The organism is Kitasatospora sp. NPDC091257, assembly GCF_044757675.1.
Classification (GTDB): Bacteria; Actinomycetota; Actinomycetes; order Streptomycetales; family Streptomycetaceae; genus Kitasatospora; species Kitasatospora lactacystinica.
This window is the reverse complement of sequence record NZ_JBIVVI010000058.1, coordinates 1-15562: the sequence shown is the minus strand read 5'-3', so window position 1 is coordinate 15562 and position 15562 is coordinate 1. Positions and strand designations below refer to the sequence as shown.

Here is a 15562-nt window from a genome sequence, read left to right as displayed (position 1 = left end):
GTACGACCGACCCCTCTACCGGACGGCCTCCAGGACCTCGCCGCAGCCCAGGGCCTCGGCGATCTCCTCCAGGGCGTCGCCCGGCACCGCGCCCTCGCCGCTGAGCGCGAGCAGGTCCTCGGAGGCGAGGCCGAACTCGGTGAGCAGGTGGGCGTCGCCCAGCGGGCCGACCGGGACGCCGCCGCGGGCGTCGGCGTCCTCCTCGTCCTGCTCCCCGGCCTCCTCGGTCTCGTCCAGCAGGTGGTCCAGGTCGCCGAACTCGCTCTCGCCGGCCTGGTCGACCAACTCGTCGGTGAGGACGGACCCGTAGGAGCTGCGGGCGGCCGCGGCGCCGTCCGACACGAAGATCCGCGGGTCCTCCTCGCCGTCCACGCGGACGACGGCGAACCAGGCGTCCTCCTGTTCGATGAAGATCAGGACGCTGTCGTCGTCCTGGGCGGAGTCGCGGGCCAGGTCGGCCAGATCGGCCAGGGTTTCGACGTCGTCGAGCTCCGTCTCGCTCACATCCCACCCGTCCTCAGTGCGAGCAAGCACTGCAGCGAAGTACGCCACCAGGGACACTCCCAAGATCATCGGTCTCGGCTGCCGGCGCGCACGGGCGACGCGAAAATCTGGCCGCCCCCGCACCAGGGGCGGTCCGCTTGTTCGGACCGTCCCATCGGAATCGTGACAGAAAGCCCGCCCTCGCGGGGGGTGTTCGGCAGCGCGTCTTCGCAGGTCGTGTCGGAAGGGCCGGGTGGCGGACGGCGAAGTCGGGCGTGGCGGTCCGAAGCCGGTCGAAATTTGCTCCGAACGCCCGCCGGGGGCCGCCTCGGGCCGTTTTCGGGTCCGCGCCCGGGGTCCGCCCCCGGGCGCGCGGCGCGGCGGCGCGGGGCCGTCCGGGCCTTGTCAGATCCGGAAGGTTCGCATCCGCATGGCCTCGCGCATCCGTCGCTCCTTGGTCCGCCGGGGCTGGACCCGCTCCCGCAGCTCGCGCGCCTCGGTGAGTTCGCGCAGGAAGACGGCCCGCCGCCTGCGGCGCTCCGCCTCGGTCTCGGGGTGGTCGTACGGCGGGCCCGGGCTCCGGCCCGACCCGTCGACGGGCTCGTCCATCGAGCCGTCCCCGGCGTTCGGGTTGCTCGTCATAAGACGTGACATTCCCAGAACGGCCCGGTTGATACCACAGGAGGCACTTCCGTCCGGACATTCGCGACAGGTCACGGCGTGTCACGGGCGCGTCACCCGGACCGTCGCCCGGCTGGGGCACGGCGGGTCGTACACCCGTCCAGACCCGGGCTAACCTCGACACATGCGTCTCCACGTCGTCGACCACCCCCTGGTCGCCCACAAGCTCTCCACCCTGCGCGACGAGCGCACCGACTCGCCGACCTTCCGTCGCCTGACCGACGAGCTGGTGACCCTCCTCGCCTACGAGGCCACCCGCGACGTCCGCACCGACGAGGTGGAGATCACCACGCCCGTCGCGGTCACGCTGGGTACCCGGCTCAGCTACCCGCGCCCGCTGGTGGTCCCGATCCTGCGGGCCGGCCTCGGCATGCTGGACGGGATGACCCGCCTGCTGCCGACCGCCGAGGTGGGCTTCCTCGGCATGGTCCGCAACGAGGAGACCCTGGAGGCCTCCACCTACGCCACCCGGATGCCGGACGACCTCTCCGGCCGCCAGGTCTACGTGCTCGACCCGATGCTGGCCACCGGCGGCACCCTGGTCGCCGCGATCAGGATGCTGATCGAGCGCGGTGCCACCGACGTCACCGCCGTGGTGCTGCTGGCCGCGCCCGAGGGCGTCGAGGTGATGGAGCGGGAGCTGGCAGGTCTGCCGGTCACCGTGGTCACCGCCGCCGTTGACGAGCGGCTCAACGAGAACGGCTACATCGTCCCCGGCCTGGGCGACGGTGACCGCGGGGGCCGGCTTGGCGTTCGACGCCTTGCCGTCGTCCAGCTTCTTCATCAGCACCACACCGCCCGCGGTGCCGCCGACCGCCATCACCAGGGCGACGGTGAGCAGCACCTTCCAGGACACCCCGCCCTTGCGCGCGGGCGCGGGCGCGGGCTCCGGTGCGGGCACGGGCGCCGGGGCGGCGGTCACCGCCGGGCCGGGCGGCGGGGTGTCGTGGGACGGCGGCTCCGGCCGGTGGAACCCGACGGTCGGCGGGGTGGGCAGCACCGGTGCGGTCGGCGACTCGGTGGGCGGCTGCGGGGCGCCGTACGAGCCGACCGGCGGCGGCGCGAAGCCGGACGGGGGCGTCGCCGGCTGCTGCGGGTGGGCCGCGGTGGCCGGGTGGGTCGGCGCGCCGGCGGGCGGCGGGGGAACGGCCGGCATCGCGGGCAGCGGGGTCGGCGGGGTGGCGGGCGCGGCCGGCAGCGGGGTCGGCGGGGTCCTGGGAAGGTCCGAGCGGCGGGTGATCTCGGTGCTGACCTCGCGCGGCAGCCAGTCGTCGCCGAACCGCAGCTGGCCGCCGACCTCCGGGTGGTTGCGGGCGACCTGGATGATCTCGGCGGGCGTGGGGCGGTCCTCCGGGGACTTCGCCAGGCAGCGCTGGATCAGTTCGCGCAGGTCGGCCGGGACGGCGGTGAGGTCCGCCTCCTCGTGCACCACCCGGTAGAGCACCGCGGTGTCCGGGCCGTCGCCGAACGGCGCGGTGCCGCCGGCCACGTACGCGGCCAGGGCGCCGAGCGCGAAGACGTCGGTGGCCGGGGTGACCGGGCGGCCCTGGGCCTGCTCGGGGGACATGAAGGCGGGGGAGCCGATCCGGTAGCCGGTGCCGGTCAGCGCGGTGGCGTCGGCGGCCCGGGCGATGCCGAAGTCGATCACCCGCGGGCCGTCCCCGGCGACCAGCACATTGGCGGGCTTGAGGTCGCGGTGGACCACCTCGACGCTGTGGATCGCCTGGAGGGCCTCGGCGATGCCGCCCATCAGCAGCAGTACGGTGCGCACCGGCAGGGCGCCGTTCTCGCGCACCACCTGCTGCAGGGACGGCCCCGGGACGTACGCGGTGACCAGCCAGGGGGCGTCGCCGTCCAGGCCGCCGGAGTCGATCACCTGCGCGGTGTAGAGCCCGTGGATGCGCTGGGCGCTGCTGACCTCCTGGGCGAAGCGGCGGCGGAACTCGCCGTCCTCGGCGAACTCCGGGCGCACCACCTTGAGTGCCACCGGGCGCCCGCCCGGGGTGTAGGAGAGGTAGACCCGGCCCATGCCGCCGGCGCCCAGCCGGGCGAACAGCCGGTAGCCGCCGACCTCCCGGGGGTCGTCCGGGAGGAGCGGCTGGAAGACCGGAGGAAGCTTTCCGGCGTCCCGAGGCGTGTCGGCGGTCATGCGGTGATCCCCCTGGGAGAGCGGTGAGGCGGTACGGCCGCTGCGGCCGGGCGCGTGGACGGGCGCCCGGTCGCCGGACGGCGAGCCATAACCTATCGATCCGTCAGGAGTCCGCGCACGGCGGCTCCGGATTGGTTGCAGAGCTGGAACCGAACGGGCGGCGGGCACCAACGCCCGTGGCCCCGCCCTCCCGAAGGGGAGGACGGGGCCACGGGCGTTCGGACCGCGGGGCTTCGGCGCGTCAGAGCGCGAAGACCTCCTCGACCAGTGCCTGCTGCTCGGCGGCGTGCCGCTTGGCCGAGCCGACCGCCGGGGACGAGGCCGCCGTGCGGGCGACCCGGCGCAGCCGGGCGTCGCCGCCGGTGCGGCCGATGACGACCTGGAGGTGGTCCACCAGGTTCATCGCGATGAACGGCCAGGCGCCCTGGTTGGCCGGCTCCTCCTGCGCCCAGACGAACTGGACGTTGTCGCCGTAGCGGGCCAGCTCCTCCTGGAGCTCGGCCACCGGCAGCGGGTAGAGCCGCTCGACCCGGACGATCGCGGTGTCGGTGACGCCGCGCTCGGTGCGGGCGGCCGCCAGGTCGTAGTAGAACTTGCCGGCGGTGATGACCACCTTGCGGACCTGCGCCGGGTCGACGGTGGAGTCGCCGATGACCGGGCGGAACGAGCCGGACAGGAACTCCTCGGTCGCACTCGCCGCGGCCTTCAGACGCAGCATCGACTTCGGGGTGAAGACGACCAGCGGCTTGTGGTGCGGGTTGTGCGCCTGCCAGCGCAGCAGGTGGAAGTAGTTCGACGGCAGCGTCGGCATGGCGACCGTCATGTTGTTCTGCGCGCACAGCTGGAGGAAGCGCTCCGGGCGGGCGGACGAGTGGTCCGGGCCCTGGCCCTCGTAGCCGTGCGGCAGCAGCAGGGTGACGCCGGAGTGCTGGCCCCACTTCTGCTCGGCGGAGGCGATGTACTCGTCCACCACGGTCTGCGCGCCGTTGACGAAGTCGCCGAACTGCGCCTCCCACATGACCAGCGCGTTCGGGCGGGTCAGCGAGTAGCCGTACTCGAAGCCCATGGCCGCGTACTCCGACAGCAGGCTGTCGTAGACGGTGTAACGGGCCTGGTCCTCGGTGAGGTACTGCAGCGGGGTGTAGTCCTCGCCGGTCTTGCGGTCGATCAGGACGGCGTGCCGCTGGCCGAAGGTGCCGCGGCGGCTGTCCTGGCCGGCCAGGCGGACCGGGTGTCCCTCCATGAGCAGCGAGCCGATGGCGAGGGTCTCGCCCATCGCCCAGTCGATGGTGTTGTCCTCGACCGAGCCGGCGCGGCGCTGGAGCTGGGGCAGCAGGCGCGGGTGGACGGTCAGCCAGTCCGGGTGGTTGACCTGGGAGGCGGCGATCCGCTTGACCATCTCCTGGGAGATGCCGGTCCGGATGGAGACCGGGAAGTCGGCGACCGGCTTGCCCGTGGTGGTGTCGGCCGGTGCCTGGGCCGCGTCGCGGACCTCGGCGAAGACCTTCTCCAGCTGGCCCTGGAAGTCCTGGAGCGCCTGCTCCGCCTCTTCCATGGTGATGTCGCCGCGACCGATCAGGCCCTCGGTATACAGCTTGCGCACCGAGCGCTTCTTGTCGATCAGGTCGTACATCAGCGGCTGGGTGAACGACGGGTTGTCGGCCTCGTTGTGACCGCGGCGGCGGTAGCAGATGAGGTCGATCACCACGTCCTTGTGGAACTCCTGGCGGAACTCGAAGGCGAGCCGCGCGACGCGGACCACGGCCTCCGGGTCGTCGCCGTTCACGTGGAAGATCGGGGCCTCGATCATGCGCGCCACGTCGGTGCAGTACATCGAGGAGCGCGAGGACGCCGGGGCGGCGGTGAAGCCGACCTGGTTGTTCACCACGACGTGCACGGTGCCGCCGGTGCGGTAGCCGCGCAGCTGCGACATGTTCAGGGTCTCCGCGACGACGCCCTGGCCGGCGAAGGCCGCGTCACCGTGGATCTGGATCGGGAGCACCGGGAAGGTGGTGCCGCCCTGGTCCAGGATGTCCTGCTTGGCGCGGGCGATGCCCTCGACGACCGGGTCGACCGTCTCCAGGTGGGAGGGGTTCGCGGCGAGCGAGACCTTGATGGTCTCGCCGTCCAGGCCGGTGAAGGTGCCCTCGGAGCCCAGGTGGTACTTGACGTCACCGGAGCCGTGCATCGACTTCGGGTCGAGGTTGCCCTCGAACTCGCCGAAGATCTTGCCGTACGGCTTGCCGACGATGTTGGCGAGCACGTTCAGGCGGCCGCGGTGGGCCATGCCGATGACGGCCTCGTCGAGGCGGTGCTCGGCGGCGGCGTCGATGGTCGCGTCCAGCAGCGCGATCAGCGACTCACCGCCCTCCAGCGAGAAGCGCTTCTGCCCGACGTACTTGGTCTGCAGGAAGGTCTCGAAGGCCTCGGCCGAGTTCAGCCGGCGCAGGATCCGCAGCTGCTCCTCGCGCTCGGGCTTCGCGTACGGCTTCTCCAGGCGCTCCTGCAGCCACTTGCGCTGCTTCGGGTCCTGGATGTGCATGTACTCGATGCCGACGGTGCGGCAGTAGGTGTTGCGCAGCAGGCCGAGGATGTCGCGGAGCTTCATCATCTTCTGGCTGCCGAAACCGCCGACCGCGAACTCGCGCTCCAGGTCCCACAGGGTGAGGCCGTGGGTGGTGACGTCCAGGTCGGGGTGCTTGCGCTGCTTGTACTCCAGCGGGTCGGTGTCGGCCATCAGGTGGCCGCGGACCCGGTAGGAGTGGATCAGCTCCATGACGCGGGCGGTCTTGTTGACCTCGTCGTCGTGGGTGGTGGCGACGTCGGTCGCCCAGCGGACCGGCTCGTACGGGATCCGCAGCGACTCGAAGATCTCGTCGTAGAAGCCGTTCTCGCCGAGCAGCAGGCGGTGGATCTCGCGCAGGAACTCGCCGGACGCCGCGCCCTGGATGACGCGGTGGTCGTAGGTCGAGGTCAGCGTCATGATCTTGGAGACGCCCAGGCGGGACAGGGTCTCCGGGGCGGAGCCCTGGAACTCGGCCGGGTACTCCATGGCGCCGACGCCGACGATGGTGCCCTGGTTCTGCATCAGGCGCGGCACGGAGTGCACGGTGCCGATGCCGCCGGGGTTGGTCAGCGAGACCGTGACGCCGGTGAAGTCGTCCATGGTCAGCTTGTTGGCGCGGGCCCGGCGGACGATGTCCTCGTAGGCCTGCCAGAAGCCGAAGAAGTCGAGCGTCTCGGCCTTCTTGATGGCCGCGACGACCAGCTGGCGGTCGCCGTTCGGCTTGACCAGGTCGATGGCCAGACCGAGGTTGACGTGCTCCGGCTTGACCAGGAAGGCCTTGCCGTTCTCCACCTTGTAGCTGTAGTTCATGCCCGGGGCGGCCTTGATGGCCTGGACCAGGGCGTAGCCGATCAGGTGGGTGAACGAGACCTTGCCGCCGCGGGCGCGCTGCAGGTGGTTGTTGATGACGATGCGGTTGTCGATCAACAGCTTCGCCGGCACGGCGCGGACCGAGGTCGCGGTCGGCACCTCCAGCGAGGCGTCCATGTTGGTGGCGACGGCCTTCGCCGGGCCGCGCAGCTGGATCAGCTCGGGGCCGGCGGTGGCGGCGGCCGCGGCCGGCGCCGGGGCGGCGGCCTTGGGAGCCGGGGGCGCGGCGGGCGCGGCGGCGAGCGGAGCCGGAGCGGCGGCCGGGGCCGGGGCGGCCGGAGCAGCCGGGGCGGCGGCGGGCGCGGCCGGAGCAGCAGCGGGCGCGGGGGCAGCGGCAGGGGTCGGCGCGGAGCCGGCCTGGGTCGCGGCCTGGGTCACTGGGGTCACCTCGGTACCGGGCTTGTAGTCGGCGAAAAAGTCCCACCAGGCTCGGTCGACCGAGTTCGGGTCCTGGAGGTACTGCTGGTAGATCTCGTCGACGAGCCACTCATTGGGGCCGAAGCCAGTGGAGCTTGCCGAGCTGTTGGGGGTTTCAGGGGACTGTGGCGACACGGCGGCAACCGCCCTCTTCCGCTTCCTTTTGGGATGTTTGGACAGCGGGGATTAAGGCTACGCCCCTGACCAGTGATCGCGCAGTCCCCGGGGCCCAGGCGTCGCCCAGATCACAGTGCTGACCTGCACTTTGGCTGAAAAAGTGCGTTAGAAAGCCGCATCTGAGGGGAACCGATCGGTGCCGATCCGTGGGCATAGTAGGACCAAACCGGACAAAAACTCGGTCGAATCCTCTAACGATCTTCGTATGCCTCTGTGTCGGATCTGTGACAAATGTCCCGACCGTCACCTGGGCGCGGTCCGGGCAGCCGGACCTCGATCCGGCAGCCGCGCGGGGACTCGGCCACCGCGATCCGCCCGCCGTGCAGGTCCACCGCCCAGCGGGCGATGGCCAGACCCAGTCCGGTGCCGCCGTCCGCCCCCGGTCCGGCGGCGGTCGCGGTGCCGCTGCGGCTGAACCGGTCGAAGACCCGGGTGCGGTCGGCCGGCGGGATGCCGGGGCCCTCGTCCTCGACCTCCAGCAGCAGGCCGCCCTCCTCGCCCTCCGGTCTCGCCCGCACCGTCACGGTGCCGCCGGGCGGGGAGTGCTTGCAGGCGTTGTCGACCAGGTTGGCGACCACCTGGTGGAGCCGTTCCGGGTCCGCCACGCCGGTCAGGCCGGTGGGGCTGACCTCCAGGGCCAGCCGGACGTCCCCGCGCCGGGAGAAGGCGCCGCCGGCCGTGGCGCCGTCCACGGTGACCCCGCGCAGCACGCCGTCCAGGAACTCGCGCACCTCGAAGGGGCGGGCGTCCAGGTCGACCACGCCGTCGTCGATCTTGGAGAGGTCGAGCAGGTGGGTGACCAGCCGGCCGAGCCGCTCGGTCTGCTCCAGCGCCGCTCCCAGGGTGGCCGGATTGGGCTGGACGACGCCGTCCACCACGTTCTCCAGGACGGCGCGCAGCGCGGCGATCGGCGTGCGCAGTTCGTGCGACACGTTGGCGACCAGCTCCCGGCGGTGCCGGTCGGCGGCCTGGAGGTCGGCGGCCATGGCGTTGAACGCGGCCGCCAGCTCGCCGATCTCGTCGCGCGAGCCCGCCTCGACCCGGCGGGTGTAGTCCCCGGAGGCCATCGCGCGGGCGGCGGCCGTCATCTCGCGCAGGGGGGCGGTGAGCCCGTGCGCGAGGAACTGCATGAAGAGCAGCGAGGCGATCATGGAGAAGACCATGATGATCCGGATCTGGGTCTCGGACCGGATCGCCACGACCACCATCCCGGTGGCCAGGAACACGGAGACGATCACGAGCAGGGTGAGTTTGCCCTTGATCGAGCGGACCGGATCGAGCGGCCGGATGTCGGCCCAGACCCGGCGGGCGGCGCGGGCGGCCAGGTTCTGCTGCCGCGTGCCGTCGGATTCCCCGTTGCGTTGCTGTGGAAAGGTCATTGTCCCCTGTGGTCCCCGCGTCGTCCCCCCGCGTGGTGGCACGGCGTCGTCCGGACACGGGCCCCCCGGTGGCCCGTCGCCCGATCGATGCCGTCAGGAGAGCGGGGCCTCCAGGGCGTAGCCGACTCCGTGGACGGTGCGGATCCAGCTGGCGCCGATCTTCCGGCGCAGCGCCTTGACGTGGCTGTCCACCGTGCGGGTGCCGGACGCGTCGGTCCAGTCCCAGACCTCGGCCAGCAGCTGCTCGCGGGTGAGCACGGCGCGCGGCTGGGCGGCCAGGCAGGCGAGCAGGTCGAACTCGGTCGGCGTCAGGTGGACGTCGCCCGAGGCCAGCCGGACCCGGCGCTGCACGTGGTCGATCTCCAGCTCGCCGAACCGCAGGCTGCCCAGTGCGGGCGTGCGGGCGGCCTGCTGGGCGCGCTCGACGCGGCGCAGCAGGACGTTGACGCGGGCGGCCAGTTCGCGCATCGAGAACGGCTTGGTCATGTAGTCGTCCGCGCCCACGCCGAGGCCGACCAGCAGGTCCGTCTCGTCGTCGCGGGCGGTCAGCATGAGCACCGGCACCGGGCGCTGGGCCTGGATCCGGCGGCACACCTCCAGCCCGTCGAAGCCGGGCAGCATGATGTCGAGGACCACCAGGTCCGGCTGCCAGGTGTGGAACCCGTCGACCGCGCCGGGGCCGTCGTGGGCCACGGCGACCTTGAAGCCCTCGGCGCCCAGCCGGGCGGCGATCGACTCGGCGATCGTGGGCTCGTCCTCCACCACCAGGACTCTGCGCTGGCTGCTCACAGTGCCACCGGTGTTGTGGTTGTCCTGCTGAATTTCTGTCACGGTCACGCCACCGCCCCCAGGGCTGCGGGCCGGCCACCTGTGGGGATGGCGGGGCTCCGCTCGTAGTCTTGTTCCGTCGTGGACTGTGCCGGGTCCGCCGTCCCGTCGCGCGATCGGGAGCCGAGGACGGATGGTCGGCCGCCCACTTCTCCCGCGCACTTCGCAGCGTACGGACAGCGGATGCTTCCCGGCAGGTGGACCGGACGTTTCCGGCCCGTGGGCCGGCTGTCGGGCCGCCCTCGGACCCACTGCACGAGTGGGCACGGGCCGATACCTTACCCGGCGAATTTTCACTGCGTAACGGTACGTATGCAGTTCAGTTGACGCCAAGTCGCCGGTCAGAGGCCCTGCTGCCGCGTTGCGGGGGAGAAGGTCTGGACCAATGTCGGGAATCCCGCCGTCCGCTACGGCGGTGTTCTTCACGGGCTTTTCCCAGGTGCCTCTCAGAACCTCGACGTACCGTGGCCACGACAACACCCGACCGGGCGGAACCCGCGGCGCGCGCCGGTACGTTGGGCCCGGGTGGGGAGCCGGTGGCTGCGGCGTGGAGCGGAGGCGGCATGGCGGGACTCGGACGGAGTGCCGACGGGTGCGGAGGCGCGGGAGCGCCCTACGGAATGCTCCGCCTCGGGCTGCGCACCGGCGTCCTCCAGTGGCTGCTGGAGCGGGTGCCGACACCCCGGAGCACGCCCTTCACGCTCGGGTACCTCGCCGTCGTGGGCGCCACCACGACCTTCGCCGGGCTCGCCGACCCGGAACTCGTCCAGCGGCTGCAGGAGGCCTCCAGCTCGGACGGGCACAACCTGCTCCAGCATCCTTTGCGTGCTCTTGTGCTGAGCGGATTCTGGGTGGCCGGCGAGGTGTGGATGCCCTACCTGTGGGGATTCGCCCTCACCCTCGCCCCGCTGGAGCGCAGGGTCGGTCCGGCCCGGGCGGCGGCGGTGTTCGCGGTCGGGCACGTCGCGGCCACGCTGCTCTCCCAGGGAGTGGTGATCACCGCGGTGGAGACCGGGCGGATGGCGCCCGAGGCGATGGACCACCTGGACATCGGGGTCAGCTACGGCGTGCTCGCCTGCCTGGGCGCGGTGGCCGGGCTGCTCTCCTGGCGCGGGCGGCTGCTCGCGCTGGGCGGCGCGGGGCTGATGATCGCCCAGCAGATCGCCACCGACAAGGACGTGATCACGGGGGTGGGGCACCCGGCCGCGGTGCTCACCGGGGTCGCGCTGTGGCGCTGGCTGCGCCGGGTCGAGCGGCGCCCGCCCCGGCCGCGTCCGGCCGTCGCGGCGGCCGCCGGCGGTGCGCCCGCGCGGGTGTGGACGGCGCGTTGACGCCGCCGGCCGGCCGGGGCCGTCCGGGCCCCGGGGGCCTCGTGCCGGGATTCCCCGAGGTGCGCCCACCCCTCTCTTGACGGAGTCGGGCGCGGGCTTCCCGGCCCGATGCGTGTTCGCTCACGGCGAACAGAGGGCCGGGAACATCCGGCGGCCGCCAAGCCTTAGTCAGGTCGACTCAAGTTCACTGACTGGGGAGAGATCATGGCATCGACGTCCACACCGCTCACCCTGCCCGTGCTGCCGCTCGACGACGAGGTCGTCCTGCCGGGCATGGTCGTGCCGCTGGACCTGAAGGACGCCGAGGTGCGCGCCGCGGTCGAGGCCGCCCGGGCCGCCGCCACCGGCACCGCCAAGCCGCAGGTCCTGCTGGTCCCGCGGGTGGACGGCTCGTACGCGGCGGCCGGCACCCTGGCCACCGTGGAGCAGGTCGGCCGGCTGGCGGACGGCGATCCGGCGGCGCTGGTGCGCGCCGTGCGCCGGGTCCGGATCGGCGCCGGCACCACCGGCCCCGGCGCCGCCCTCTGGGTGGAGACCACGCCGTTCCGGGAGTCCTCGGTGGGCACTCCGGTGGCCGGCCGGGCCGCCGAGCTGGTCAAGGAGTACAAGGCGCTGTCCACCCAGTGGCTGCGCAAGCGCGGCGCCTGGCAGATCGTCGACCGGGTGGCGCAGATCGAGGGCGTCGGCGAGCTCGCCGACAACATCGGCTACGCGCCCTTCGCCACCGCCGAGCAGAAGCTCAAGGTGCTGCTGGAGGCCGACCAGGTCGCCCGACTGGAGTACGCGCTCACCCTGCTGCGCGACCACCTCGCCGAGGAGGAGGTCAACGACACCATCCGCAAGGACGTCGAGGAGGGCGTGGCCAAGCAGCAGAAGGAGTTCCTGCTCCGCCGCCAGCTGGAGGCCGTCCGCAAGGAACTGGCCGAGCTGAACGGCGAGGCGGCCGACGAGGAGGGCGACTACCGCGCCCGGGTCGAGGCCGCCGACCTGCCCGAGAAGGTCCGCGAGGCCGCGCTCAAGGAGGTCGACAAGCTGGAGCGCTCCTCCGACCAGTCGCCCGAGGGCTCCTGGATCCGGACCTGGCTGGACACCGTCCTGGAACTGCCCTGGAGCGAGCGCACCGAGGACGAGTACGACATCGCCGGCGCCCGCGCGGTGCTGGACGCCGACCACACGGGCCTCGACGACGTGAAGGACCGCATCGTCGAGTACCTGGCCGTCCGCAAGCGCCGGGCCGACCAGGGGCTCGGGCCGGTCGGCGGCCCGCGGGACGGGCAGCGCGGAGCGCTTCCCACGAGCGGTACCGGTGGGCGACGGGCGGGCGGCGCGGTGCTGGCCCTGGTCGGCCCGCCCGGCGTCGGCAAGACCTCGCTCGGCGAGTCGGTGGCCCGCGCCATGGGCCGCAAGTTCGTCCGGGTCGCGCTCGGCGGCGTCCGGGACGAGGCGGAGATCCGCGGCCACCGGCGCACCTACGTCGGCGCGCTGCCCGGCCGGCTGGTGCGGGCGATCAAGGAGGCCGGCTCGATGAACCCGGTCGTCCTGCTCGACGAGATCGACAAGGTCGGCTCCGATTACCGGGGCGACCCGGCCGCCGCCCTGCTGGAGGTGCTGGACCCGGCGCAGAACCACACCTTCCGGGACCACTACCTGGAGGTCGAGCTCGACCTCTCCGACGTCGTCTTCCTCGCCACCGCCAACGTGCTGGAGGCCATCCCCGAGCCGCTGCTCGACCGGATGGAGCTGGTCCGGCTGGACGGCTACACCGAGGACGAGAAGGTCGCCATCGCCCGCGACCACCTGCTCCCGCGCCAGCTGGAGAAGGCGGGTCTCGGCGGCGGGCAGGTCACCGTGGACGAATCGGCGCTGCGCAGCCTCGCCGGGGAGTACACCCGGGAGGCGGGCGTGCGCACCCTGGAGCGCTCGATCGCCCGGGTGCTGCGCAGGATCGCCGCGCAGGCCGAACTGGGCGAGCGCGAGCTGCCCGCCCAGGTCGGCCCGCAGGACCTGCGCGCCCTGATCGGCCGGCCGCACCACGTGCCGGAGTCCGCCCAGGAGCCGGCCGAGCGCCGCACCGCCGTCCCCGGCGTGGCCACCGGCCTCGCGGTGACCGGCGCCGGCGGCGACGTCCTCTACATCGAGGCCTCGCTGGCCGACGCCGAGACCGGCGGCACCGGGCTGACCCTCACCGGACAGCTGGGCGACGTGATGAAGGAGTCCGCGCACATCGCGCTCTCCTACCTGCGCTCGCGCGGCGCCGAGCTGGAGCTGCCGGTCACCTCGCTGCGGGACCGCGGCGTGCACCTGCACATCCCGGCCGGGGCCGTCCCCAAGGACGGGCCGAGCGCCGGCATCACCATGACCACGGCGCTGGCCTCGCTGCTCTCGGGCCGCAGGGTGCGCACCGACGTGGCGATGACCGGCGAGGTGTCGCTGACCGGGCGGGTGCTGCCGATCGGCGGGGTGAAGCAGAAGCTGCTCGCCGCCGACCGGGCCGGGGTCACCACGGTGATCATCCCCAGGCGCAACGAGGCCGACCTGGACGACGTCCCGGCCGAGGTGCTGGAGCGGCTCACCGTCCACCCGGTGGCGGACGTGCGGGAGGTGCTGGAGCTGGCGCTGGAGCCGGCCGGGGCCACGGTGCTGGTGGCCGCCTGACCGCCGGCCCGGGCCACGCGCCGGCGCTCCGGGAGCCGCCGGTCCGACGGCCGCCGGCGACCCGAACGGGCCACCGGCGATCTGAAGGGCCGGCGGCACCCCCGCGTGCGAGACTGCGGAGATGCCGTCCCCCACGCAGCGCGCCCTGGCCCGGGTGCCCGACCGGCTGCGCCCCTTCCTGGTGCGCCACCGCCGGCTGGTGAAGTTCCTGCTGGTCGGGAGCGGCTGCTTCGTGCTCACCACGGTGATCGACTTCGAGCTCAAGTTCACGGTGCTGGAGCACAAACCGGTGGTCGCGCTGACCGTGGCGACCGTGATCGGCACCGTCGTCTCGTACGTGCTGAACCGCCGCTGGGCCTTCCGGGCCGCCGGCCACAAGCGCGAGGTGCTGATGTTCGTCCTGGTCAGCGCCGTGGCGATCGCCGTCAACGACGTGCCGCTGGTGGTCTCCCGCTACCTCCTGGACCTGCGCGAGCCGTACATCGGGCCCTTCGAGCAGGAGGTCGCGGACTTCCTCAGCGGGATGGTCGTCGGCACCTTCGTGGCGATGCTGTTCCGCTACCGGGCGATGCGCCGGTGGGTCTTCGTCCCGCCCGCCGGGCGGACCCGGGCCGAGCCCGTCCCGGTGCCGACGACGGTGCCCCCGGAACCCGACTACGCTGCACCCGGGATGCCACCGGATGTGCCGTAAAGGGACGAGGTGAGCCTTATGCGTGAGCCGGACCCGGTCCGGACCGGGCCCGCCAGCCAGCAGGGGATGCGCCGGGCCAACCTGGCCCTGGTGCTCGGGACGATCGCGGGCGGACCGCGCTCGCGCGCGGAGGTGGCCGCCGGGACCGGCCTGACCAGGGCCGCCGTCTCCTCGCTCGCCGAACAGCTGATCGCCGCCGGCCTGGTGGTCGAGGAGGGCCCCGCCGCGCCCAGCGGCAAGGTCGGCCGTCCCGGCACCGCGCTCGGCCTCAACCCGGACGGGCCCGGCGGCCTCGGCGCCGAGATCGGGGTGCGCCACCTGGGCGCCTGCGTGGTGGACCTGCGCGGGGAGGTCCGCGCCTGGCGGCGCCGGGAGGTCACCAACCACGGGCGCGAGCCCGCCGCCGTGATGGCCGACCTCGCCCACCTGCTGCACGAGGCCGTCACCGAGTCGGGGCTGCGCCCGGCCGGGCTCACCCTGGCCGTGCCCGGGCTGGTCGGCGGCTCCGGCGGGGTGCTCCAGCGGGCCGCCAACCTGGACTGGCAGGACGTCCCGCTGGCCGCCGCACTGCGCCCGGCGCTGCGGACCGCCGGCGGCGGCCTGGCCGGGCTGCCGATCGAGGCGGACAACGAGGCCAACCTCGGCGGACTGGCCGAGCGCTGGCTGGGCGCGGGCCCGGACGACTTCCTGTACGTCTCCGCCGAGGCCGGGGTGGGCGCGGCGATCGTGGTCGGCGGCCGGCTGCTGCGCGGGGCCGGCGGCTTCGCCGGCGAGTTCGGCCACGTGCCGGTCCACCCCGACGGGCCGCGCTGCGCCTGCGGGGCGAACGGCTGCCTGGAGCAGTACGCGGGCGAGGCGGCGGTGCTGCGGGCGGCCGGTCTGACCGGAGCCCGGGGCGACTGGGTGGCGCTGCTCGCCGACCGGGCCGGGGCCGGGGAGCGGGCCGCCCTCGCGGCGCTGGCCGGGGCCGGTGCCGCGCTCGGCACCGCGGCCGCCGGCGCGGTCAACCTGCTGGACCCGGCCGAGGTGGTGCTGGGCGGCGGCTACGCCCGGCTGGCGCCCTGGCTGCTGCCCGCGATGCGGGCCGAACTGGCCGCCCGGGTGACGGTGCGGCCCTGGTCGGAGGACCGGCTGACGGTCTCCCGGCTGGGCCGCCGGGGCCCGCTGCTGGGCGCGGCGGCGCGGGTCGTCCGGGCCATCGTGGCCGATCCGGGGCCGCTTGCGGCGGGGTGAGAGCCGTCCGGGCCGTCGTGGCCGACCCGGCCGACCCGGCCGACCCTGCGGGGCGCGCCGGGCCCCGGAACACGCGCCGGGCCCCCGGCCGTGGTGGCCGGG

9 protein-coding genes and 2 pseudogenes are annotated in these 15562 nt (G+C 73.4%); 5 read left to right on the top strand and 6 right to left on the bottom strand.

The genetic code is table 11. The annotated features are described in order from the left end of the window. Positions 1-15: 15 nt before the first annotated feature. Positions 16-573, bottom strand: coding sequence for a tRNA adenosine deaminase-associated protein (locus ACIQOV_RS04675; protein WP_359913958.1), 558 nt, complete (start codon positions 571-573; stop codon positions 16-18). A gap of 315 nt (positions 574-888) precedes the next feature. Then, positions 889-1092, bottom strand: coding sequence for a hypothetical protein (locus ACIQOV_RS04670; RefSeq protein ID WP_359913963.1), 204 nt, complete (start codon positions 1090-1092; stop codon positions 889-891). 196 nt (positions 1093-1288) lie between these two features. Between ACIQOV_RS04670 and upp the strand changes: the two are divergent. After that, positions 1289-1900, top strand: a pseudogene (gene upp, locus ACIQOV_RS04665) (uracil phosphoribosyltransferase); the annotation flags it as partial. A 594-nt stretch (positions 1901-2494) separates the two neighbouring features. On the opposite strand, the pseudogene ACIQOV_RS04660 reads toward upp, so the two are convergent. From ACIQOV_RS04660 to ACIQOV_RS04645, 4 genes and pseudogenes are all read right to left on the bottom strand, one after another. Continuing rightward, positions 2495-3313 (bottom strand): annotated as a pseudogene (locus tag ACIQOV_RS04660) (serine/threonine-protein kinase); the annotation flags it as partial. 241 nt (positions 3314-3554) lie between these two features. Beyond that, on the bottom strand, positions 3555-7301 hold the full coding sequence (locus tag ACIQOV_RS04655) for a multifunctional oxoglutarate decarboxylase/oxoglutarate dehydrogenase thiamine pyrophosphate-binding subunit/dihydrolipoyllysine-residue succinyltransferase subunit (protein ID WP_401044876.1): 3747 nt from the start codon (positions 7299-7301) through the stop codon (positions 3555-3557). Positions 7302-7534: 233 nt separating this feature from the next. Then, positions 7535-8722: a sensor histidine kinase gene (locus ACIQOV_RS04650; RefSeq protein ID WP_401044873.1), complete on the bottom strand. Its 1188-nt coding sequence runs from the start codon at positions 8720-8722 to the stop codon at positions 7535-7537. A gap of 93 nt (positions 8723-8815) precedes the next feature. Further along, positions 8816-9553 carry a response regulator transcription factor gene (locus tag ACIQOV_RS04645; RefSeq protein WP_030057574.1) on the bottom strand — a complete coding sequence of 246 codons (738 nt, stop codon included), beginning with the start codon at positions 9551-9553 and terminating at the stop codon, positions 8816-8818. A gap of 617 nt (positions 9554-10170) precedes the next feature. Here ACIQOV_RS04645 and ACIQOV_RS04640 point away from each other — a divergent pair. The 4 genes from ACIQOV_RS04640 to ACIQOV_RS04625 all read left to right on the top strand — a co-directional run bounded on the left by ACIQOV_RS04640 (position 10171) and on the right by ACIQOV_RS04625 (position 15460). Then, positions 10171-10881 carry a rhomboid-like protein gene (locus ACIQOV_RS04640; protein WP_401044871.1) on the top strand — a complete coding sequence of 237 codons (711 nt, stop codon included), beginning with the start codon at positions 10171-10173 and terminating at the stop codon, positions 10879-10881. Between the two features lie 204 nt (positions 10882-11085). Continuing rightward, entirely contained in the window at positions 11086-13536 is a 2451-nt protein-coding gene (gene lon / locus ACIQOV_RS04635; protein ID WP_401044868.1) for an endopeptidase La, read from the top strand. A gap of 121 nt (positions 13537-13657) precedes the next feature. Further along, on the top strand, positions 13658-14227 hold the full coding sequence (locus ACIQOV_RS04630; protein ID WP_401044865.1) for a GtrA family protein: 570 nt from the start codon (positions 13658-13660) through the stop codon (positions 14225-14227). Positions 14228-14245: 18 nt separating this feature from the next. After that, positions 14246-15460 (top strand): ROK family protein, encoded by a 1215-nt coding sequence (locus ACIQOV_RS04625; RefSeq protein ID WP_401044863.1) that lies wholly within the window; start codon positions 14246-14248, stop codon positions 15458-15460. The last annotated feature ends 102 nt before the right edge of the window (positions 15461-15562 follow it).